6 protein-coding genes are annotated in these 7,859 nt (G+C 61.9%); all 6 read left to right on the top strand.

Annotated features, from left to right (window positions below; genetic code table 11):
* Positions 1-1,209 (top strand): ATP-binding cassette domain-containing protein (locus tag ABZE94_RS08370; RefSeq protein ID WP_372875074.1); only part of this gene is annotated, 1,209 nt, incomplete at its 5' end.
* A 16-nt stretch (positions 1,210-1,225) separates the two neighbouring features.
* The gene (locus ABZE94_RS08365) at positions 1,226-2,329 is read left to right on the top strand and encodes a saccharopine dehydrogenase family protein (protein ID WP_372875073.1); all 1,104 of its coding nucleotides are present in this window, start codon (positions 1,226-1,228) and stop codon (positions 2,327-2,329) included.
* A complete protein-coding gene (locus ABZE94_RS08360) occupies positions 2,329-2,793 on the top strand; it encodes a DUF2269 family protein (protein ID WP_372875072.1) in 465 nt (154 codons plus the stop codon). Before ABZE94_RS08365 ends, ABZE94_RS08360 begins: the two co-directional genes overlap by 1 nt.
* A 269-nt stretch (positions 2,794-3,062) precedes the next feature.
* Positions 3,063-4,937, top strand: a complete 1,875-nt coding sequence (locus ABZE94_RS08355) for a TonB-dependent receptor plug domain-containing protein (protein WP_372875071.1) — start codon at positions 3,063-3,065, stop codon at positions 4,935-4,937.
* A 3-nt stretch (positions 4,938-4,940) separates the two neighbouring features.
* Positions 4,941-5,492, top strand: coding sequence for a YfiR family protein (locus ABZE94_RS08350; protein WP_372875070.1), 552 nt, complete (start codon positions 4,941-4,943; stop codon positions 5,490-5,492).
* A gap of 48 nt (positions 5,493-5,540) precedes the next feature.
* Positions 5,541-7,856: a response regulator gene (locus ABZE94_RS08345; protein ID WP_372875069.1), complete on the top strand. Its 2,316-nt coding sequence runs from the start codon at positions 5,541-5,543 to the stop codon at positions 7,854-7,856.
* Positions 7,857-7,859: the final 3 nt, after the last annotated feature.

The raw sequence follows: 7,859 nt of genomic DNA, 5'->3' as shown, positions 1-7,859 counted from the left end.
GCGCTGTCGCGCCTGAGCCAGGACCGGGTGGCCGATGTCGGCAGCTATGTCGGCGAGGTGCTGGGACAGATCAAGACGGTGCAGGCCTATAACCACCAGAGCGAGGATAAACGGCGCTTCGGCCTGTCCGCCGAGGCGGCTTTTGCTATCGCGCGCAAGCGCATCGCCCAGCGCGCCTGGCTGATCACCGTGGTCATCGTGCTGGTCCTCGGCGCGGTGGGGGTGATGCTCTGGGTCGGCGGCATGGATGTGATCGCCGGACGGATTTCCGGTGGCGAGCTGGCGGCTTTCGTTTTCTACAGTCTGATCGTCGGCGGCTCGTTCGGCACCCTCAGTGAGGTGATCGGCGAGCTGCAGCGCGCCGCCGGCGCGGCCGAACGCATCGCCGAGCTGCTGCAGGCGCGCAACGAAATAACCCCGCCGCTTGCCGATGGCCTGCAACTGACGCAGCCGCTGCAAGGGCGCATCGAGTTGCAAGGGCTGCGTTTCGCCTACCCGTCGCGGCCCGGCAGTTTTGCCATCGATGGCATCGACCTCAAGGTCGCGCCCGGCGAAACCCTGGCCTTGGTCGGACCATCGGGGGCGGGCAAGTCGACGCTGTTCGATCTGCTGCTGCGCTTCTTCGACCCGCAGGCCGGAGGCATCCTGGTCGACGGCCAGCCCATCGAACGCCTCGATCCCCATGAGTTGCGCCGCTGCTTCGCCCTGGTGTCGCAGAATCCGGCGCTGTTCTTCGGCTCGGTCGAGGACAACATTCGCTACGGCAGAACCGACGCCAGCCATGCCGAGGTCGAGGCCGCGGCCAAAGCCGCCCACGCCCACGAATTCATCATGAGGCTGCCCGAGGGCTACCAGACCCACCTGGGCGATGCCGGCCTGGGTTTGTCCGGCGGTCAGCGCCAGCGCCTGGCCATCGCCCGCGCGCTGCTGGTGGATGCGCCCATTCTGCTGCTCGATGAGGCCACCAGCGCCCTCGATGCCGAGAGCGAACACCTGATCCAGCAGGCGCTGCCGCGCCTGATGGCGGGGCGTACCACTCTGGTGATCGCCCACCGCCTGGCCACGGTGAAAAGCGCCGACCGCATCGCGGTGATCGAGCAGGGCAAGCTGGTGGCGATTGGTAAACACGCCGAACTGGTCGCCAACAGCCCGCTGTATGCGCGGTTGGCAGAACTGCAGTTCAATACCGATAGCGTAGAAACCGCTTGAAATAGGAAGTGGCGAGATGGTCAGCAAGGATTTCAAGGTTGTGGTGCTGGGCGGCTACGGTAACTTCGGCTCAGTCATAGTTAATCGCCTGTGCAGCATCGTCGGCATGCAGGTCTGGGTTGCCGGGCGCGATCTGGCCAAGGCCGAGCGCTTGGCGGCCGAGGCCGGTTGCCACGCCGCGCGTCTGGATGGCAACCAGGCGGATCTGGCTGAACGACTTATTGAGCTGGGCACCAATCTGTTGATTTCCACCGCCGGTCCCTTCCAGGGTCAGGACTATCGCGTGGCGCAGGCGGCTATCGCCGCCGGCGCGCATTACCTCGACCTAGCCGATGCCCGTGAGTTTGCCTGTGGCATTGGTGCACTCGATCAAGCGGCGCGCCAGGCCGGTGTGCTGGTCAGCAGCGGCGTCAGTTCGGTGCCGGCCTTGAGCGCGGCGGTGATCGATCAGGTGCTGCCGCGTTTCAGTCGTCTGGACAGCATCTGGCACGGCATCAGCTCCTCGGAGAAAACCCCCGGCGTGTCGACCCTGGCGGCGGTGCTAAATTATTGCGGCAAGCCGTTTCGCCAATGGCGCGATGGCCAGTGGCGCGAGGTCTACGGTTGGCAGGACTTAGCCGCTCACGATTTCCCCGCACCGCTGGGCCGGCGCTGGCTGGGCAACTGCGATATTCCCGACCTTGAGCTGTTCCCTGCGCGCTACCCAGGCGTGCGCGACGTGCGTTTCTCCGCAGGCGTGGGCTTGCGCGTAACCCAGTTCGGCACCTGGTTGCTCTCCTGGCTGGTGCGCGGCGGCCTGTTGCGCAGCGGTGTGCCCTTGGCCGGCTTGCTGCATCGTGGCGCGGTGCTGGTGGAACCCTTCGGCGACCGGCTGAGCGGCATGTTCGTCAACCTGCAGGGGCAGGGCGCGGATGGCCAGCCCTTGAGTCTGTGCTGGGAGCTGATCGCCAGGGACAACCATGGGCCGAATATCCCTTGCATGGCGGCAGTGGCGCTGGCACGCAAATTGGCTGCCGGCAACCTCGAACAGCGCGGCGCCATGCCCTGCATGGGATTGCTCAGCGTCGACGAATACCTGGCCGAACTCGAGGGTCTGCAGATCGAAGTGGGCCTAGGCTAATGCTCTACCTGAGCCTTAAATGGCTGCATATCCTCAGTGCCACCATGCTGGTGGGCGTGGGGTTCGGCACGGCCTTCTACAAATGGATGATCGACCGCAGCGGCGAGGTGCGGGCCATCGCCTACATGGGCCGCCTGGTGGTGTTGGCCGATTGGCTGTTCACCACGCCGGCGATCATCCTGCAACCGCTGAGCGGTTTGTGGATGTTGCATATCGCCGGCTATTCGCTGAGCAGCACCTGGGTCGTCTGGACCTTGTTGCTATATGCCTTGGCCGGGGTTTGTTGGCTACCGGTGGTCTGGCTGCAATACCGCATGCGCGCCCTGGCGTCGGCCGCGCTGACTGCTGACCAGGCGCTGCCGACACGCTATTGGCGATATGCGCGCATCTGGTTCTGGCTAGGTATCCCGGCCTTCTTCGCCATGTTGGCGATCTACGCGCTGATGGTGTTCAAACCGATCTAATCCGCAATCTCCGCTGGCATTTTTGCTTGATAACCGATCTATCTGTCGCTCGATCCCGATCGGGTCTTGGCAAATCGCTCCTCATGGTCTTCTCTTCAAACGATAGCGGTGCTTGCGCTTGCCTCGACAACTCTGGGTTGCTCCTCCGGTAAGGCCCTCAGCCCCGCGTACCGCGTGGCCTCGAATCGGCAGGTCAGCGCCGAATTCGACAGGCGCTCAGGTGATCGTTGGCCCTTGCAATAAGAGCGTGGCGCTTAGGGAAATTGACCATGAAGCGGTTACTGATAGGGATGTTCTGCACCAGCTTGAATTGCGTGGCCGCCGCCGAGCCACTGCAGCTGGCACTCGATATCAAGGGCACCAGCCTTGCCGAGCTGATGACCCTGAAGATCACCTCCTTGTCGCGCAAGTCGGAGTCGCTGAATCGCGCGCCCGCCGCGGTTTATGTGATCACCCAGGACGAAATCAGGCGTATGGGTGTGATCCATATCGCCGAGGCGCTGCGTTATGTGCCGGGGGTGGAGGTAGCGCGCATGGAGGCCAACAAGTGGGCGATCAGCATTCGCGGGTTCAATTCACGCACGGCCAACAAGCTGCTGGTCATGATCGACGGGCGCAGCATCTACAGCCCGCTGTTTTCCGGGGTGCTCTGGGAAGAGAAGGATGTAGTGCTGGAGGACGTCGAGCGCATCGAGGTGATTCGCGGCCCCGGCGGCACCACCTGGGGCGCCAATGCGGTGAACGGGGTGATCAATATCATCACCAAGGACAGCCGCGACACCCTGGGCGGTCAGATCAAACTGGGCGCGGGTCTGGAGGAACGTGGCCTGGCCCAGGCGCGCTATGGCTGGCGGATCGACGAGCAGACCACGGCTAGGGTCTACGGCAAATTCACCGAGCGCGACGACAGCGGCAGCGGGCCGACCTCCCGTGCCTTTCGCGACGACGGCGCGCGCATGCGCCAATCGGGCTTCCGGCTCGACCGCGATTCGCCGGAGCAGGGCCACCTGACTTTGCAGGGCGATCTCTACCAGGGCGATCTCGGGCCCAAGGACCACGGCCTTGGCGCCCCTGGCCAGGCGCACGATGGCGGCAACCTCAAGCTGGACTGGACGTACTCTCCGACCACCGAGCGCACCCATGAGCTGCAGCTTTATTACGACGACACCAGCCTGGAAACCCGCAGTCTGATCGACAAACGTCAGCTCTGGAACTTCGACTACCAAGTGCTGCAGCGCTGGCGCAATCATGAGCTGGTCGCCGGCGTCGGCTACCGGCATGTCGACGATGAGATCGAAACCCGTCCGGCTGGTTTGCTGCTTCCCGAGGAACGTAGCGATGAGCTGATGAGTGCCTTTATCCAGGACGACATGGCTTTTCTCGACGATCGCCTGCATCTGATCCTGGGCACGAAATACGAACGCAACGACTATTCCAACGAGGAGTGGCAACCCAGTGTGCGTGCCTCCTATGCGTTCGACGACGCGTTGATCTGGGCCGCCTGGTCGAGGGCGGTGCGCACCCCGACCCGTCTGGAGCACGATATTTTCAATCCGCCCGGCCTGGTGGCCGGGCAAAACCTCAAGCCGGAATATGCCAGCGTCTATGAATTGGGCTGGCGTCAGCAGTGGCAGCAGCGCTGGCAGCTGGATATCGCGGCCTACTGGTCCGAGTACCGAGACCTGCTGACGCTCGAACCGCCCACCCTGGGCAATGAAATGAGCGGTACGGTCAAGGGCATCGAGACCTCCCTGAGCTACCAGGCCCGGAGCAATTGGTTGCTGCGCCTGAACTACAGCCATGCCGAGATGGACCTGTCGCTGTCGCGTGGCAGCGCCGGTGTGACCGACCCCACGGTGATCGAGGGCAATATGCCGAGGGATATGCTGCAATTGATCTCGCTGTGGGACATCAACCCGCGCTGGCAGCTGAACACCTACTTGCGCTATGTCGATGCCCTGCCCGGGCAGCGGATTTCCAGTTACTGGGCGGGCGACCTCAGCCTGGCTTGGCGCCCTGCACAGAAAACCCAGCTGCAACTGGTCGCGCGCCATCTCGGCCATTCCGAGCATTTCGAGTGGGGCGTCAATGCGGCCAATGCGGTGGAGCCGGATCTGGCCCTTTACCTGATCCAGGAGTTCTAGTTCATGGGCTCATGGTCCCGGTGTTGCGCGAACGGCCTGCGCTGCTTGCTGCTGGGCGTCGGTTTGAGCTGCGCTCCGTCATTGCTGGCCCAGGCGGCGGACATCGCGTATCAGATCAAAGCCTCCTATATATATAACTTCCTGCAGTTCGTGCGTTTCCCCGAAACGGCCCTGCGGGGTGAAGGCACACTGAATGTCTGTGTGCTCGGTGAGGACCGCTTCGGTTCGGCGCTGGACGCCATCGATGGTTCCACGACGCCGCAAGGCCGGGTCAAGGTTCTGCGTTTGGGCCACTACACCGGCGCTTCTGACCTCGGGCGTTGCAATGTGCTCTATCTGATCGACTCGGAACGCCAGGGCACGGACGCGATCCTGGCGAAAGTCGATGAGGCCCAGGTGCTGACCATCGGTGAATTCTCGCCCTTTATCCGCCATGGCGGCTTGATCGAGCTGTTCGAGCAAAACGACACCATCCGCTTTCGCATCAACGAAAAATTACTGAGCAAGACCGATTTCAAGATAGATGCGCAACTCATCCAGTTGGGGGTCAAGTAAATGTCCGAGCCAGTCCATGATCGGCGGCCCTGGTGGCGCAGAACCTCCTTGCGACAGAAATTACAGTTCACCATCGTCGGCTATGCGCTGCTGGTGTTGCTGATTTGCGCGGTGTCCCTGACCTGGTTCGCCAACAGCTATTTCCATCAGAAAACCCAGCGTGATCTGGAGGTGCTGGCCACGGTACTGGCCGACAACAGCCGCGCTGCCGTGACCTTCGACGATGCCGAGGCGGCGAAAAATGTTCTCGCGGCGGCGAAAGGCAACGGCCATATCCAGATGGCGCTGATCCGGAAGGATGGGGAAGTCTTCGCCGCCTATCCCGACGGTGTAGGTACAGACGCCCTGGCCGAGCTACGCGAAACCGAACGGGTGTGGCTGGAGGACGATCACTACTACACCTCGGTGCCCATCGTGGTCGCCAACGAGGTCAAGGGGCGTTTGTTCCTGCAGATCGACCTGGAGGAGTGGGCGGAGGTCAAAAGCAACCTTTACCGGGTGTTCTTGGGTTTGCTTGGCGGCTTGCTGCTGCTGACGGTGCTGGTGTCCTACTGGCTCAATACCCATATCACCCGACCGCTCAGCGCCTTGTCGAGCTGGGCGACCCAGGTGTCCAGGGCCAAGGATTTCAACGCCCGGGCGGTCAAGCACAACGACGACGAGGTCGGCACCCTGGTCGACAGCCTCAATACCATGTTGGCGGAATTATCCAAGCAGGAGTCGATTCGCTCGTGGAACGAGATATTGGAAACCGAGATCCGCGAGCGCAAGGAGGTCGAGCGGGATCTCATCGCCATGCGCAACCGCGCCGAAGCCGCGAACAAGGCCAAGAGCCAATTCCTCGCCAATATGAGCCATGAGCTGCGCACGCCGTTGAACGCGATCATCGGTTACAGCGAAATGCTCCAGGATGAAATGACCGATGTTGAGCTGGACCGAGTGGAAGTGGCAGGCGATGTCGACAAGATCCGCTCGGCGGGCAAGCACCTGCTGAGCCTGATCAACGACATCCTCGACCTGTCCAAGGTCGAAGCCGGCAAGATGGACCTGAACATCGAGGCCTTCAATGCCGACGACCTGATCCAGGATGTGGTCGGCACCATCATGCCGTTGGCCGAGTCCCGCGGTAACCGGCTGCGCATCAGTGTCGAGGGCGAGATCGGCATCATCCATGGCGATGTGACCAAGATCCGCCAGATCCTGTTCAACCTGCTCAGCAACGCGGTGAAGTTCACCTATCAGGGCCAGGTGGATCTCACCTGCACGCGCCTGCACGAAGCAGCGGGCGAACAAGTGGAGTTCAGCGTGCACGATAGCGGCATCGGTATCAGCCAGGAGAGCCTGGACGGGCTGTTCAAACCCTTCAGCCAGGCGGATGCCTCGACCACCCGCAAGTACGGCGGAACCGGGCTGGGCCTGGCGATCAGCCGCTCATACGCGAAGATGCTGGGCGGCGACATCACGGTGCATAGCGAGGTGGGCAAAGGCTCGACCTTTACCGTGAGGCTTCCCGCGCAACTGGAAAGCGCCGGGGAACTGTTGGTCGAGAGCGAAAGCCCGGGTTTCAAGCATGTCGGTTCGATAGAACTCAGCGAGCCGGGAGAGCAAACGGAGCTGTTGCTGATCGACGACGACGAGGCGGTGCATAACATCCTGCGCCATCAATTGTCCCGCCACGGTTACCGGGTCCATTCGGCGATGTCCGGCGAGGAGGGGCTGAAACGAGCCATGGAAGAGCACTTCGATGTGGTGGTCCTGGACATTCTGATGCCGGAAATGGACGGTTGGCAGGTACTGCAGAAGCTGAAATCCGAAACCAGGACCATGTCCATTCCCGTGGTGCTTTATACGATAGTCGCCGACAAGGAGAAGGGTTATGCCCTGGGCGCCGACGACTATCTGGTCAAGCCGATCAGCAAGAGCAAGCTACTGGATACCCTGAAGAACTACCGCAGGTCTTCCAGCAACAAGGTCCTGTTGATCGACGACGATCTGCATACGCGTAATCTGCTGGATGCCTATTTGGCCGATATGGACTATCGGTTGATCAAGGCCGAGAACGGCCGCGAGGGCCTCGATGCATTGCAGCGCGAGCAGGGCACCATGATCATCCTGCTCGACCTGATCATGCCGGTGATGAATGGCTTCGAGTTCATCGATGAAGTACGCAAACATCCGGAGTTCGCCAAGATTCCGATCATCGTCATCTCCGCCCATGATCTCTCGCATAAGGAACGCAGCCTGCTGTTGCAGCACACTCGCTTGATCATCAAGAAAGGCGATTACAGCCGGCAGGAGCTGGTCGACAACATCGAAACCATCCTGGATAACCAGCGGGATGCCCGCAAACGCTCGGGGGGTTGAGCC

The organism is Pseudomonas sp., from assembly GCF_041601375.1.
Lineage (GTDB): Bacteria > Pseudomonadota > Gammaproteobacteria > Pseudomonadales > Pseudomonadaceae > Aquipseudomonas.
Note: the sequence above shows the minus strand (reverse complement) of the source record. Positions and strands in the feature narration are given on the sequence as shown.

Bases quoted from the DNA above. Each gene is read 5' to 3' on its own strand.
- ABZE94_RS08365 (WP_372875073.1), top strand. From the start codon at position 1,226: ATGGTCAGCAAGGATTTCAAGGTTGTGGTGCTGGGCGGCTACGGTAAC.
- ABZE94_RS08360 (WP_372875072.1), top strand. From the start codon at position 2,329: ATGCTCTACCTGAGCCTTAAATGGCTGCATATCCTCAGTGCCACCATG.
- ABZE94_RS08350 (WP_372875070.1), top strand. From the start codon at position 4,941: ATGGGCTCATGGTCCCGGTGTTGCGCGAACGGCCTGCGCTGCTTGCTG.
- ABZE94_RS08355 (WP_372875071.1), top strand. From the start codon at position 3,063: ATGAAGCGGTTACTGATAGGGATGTTCTGCACCAGCTTGAATTGCGTG.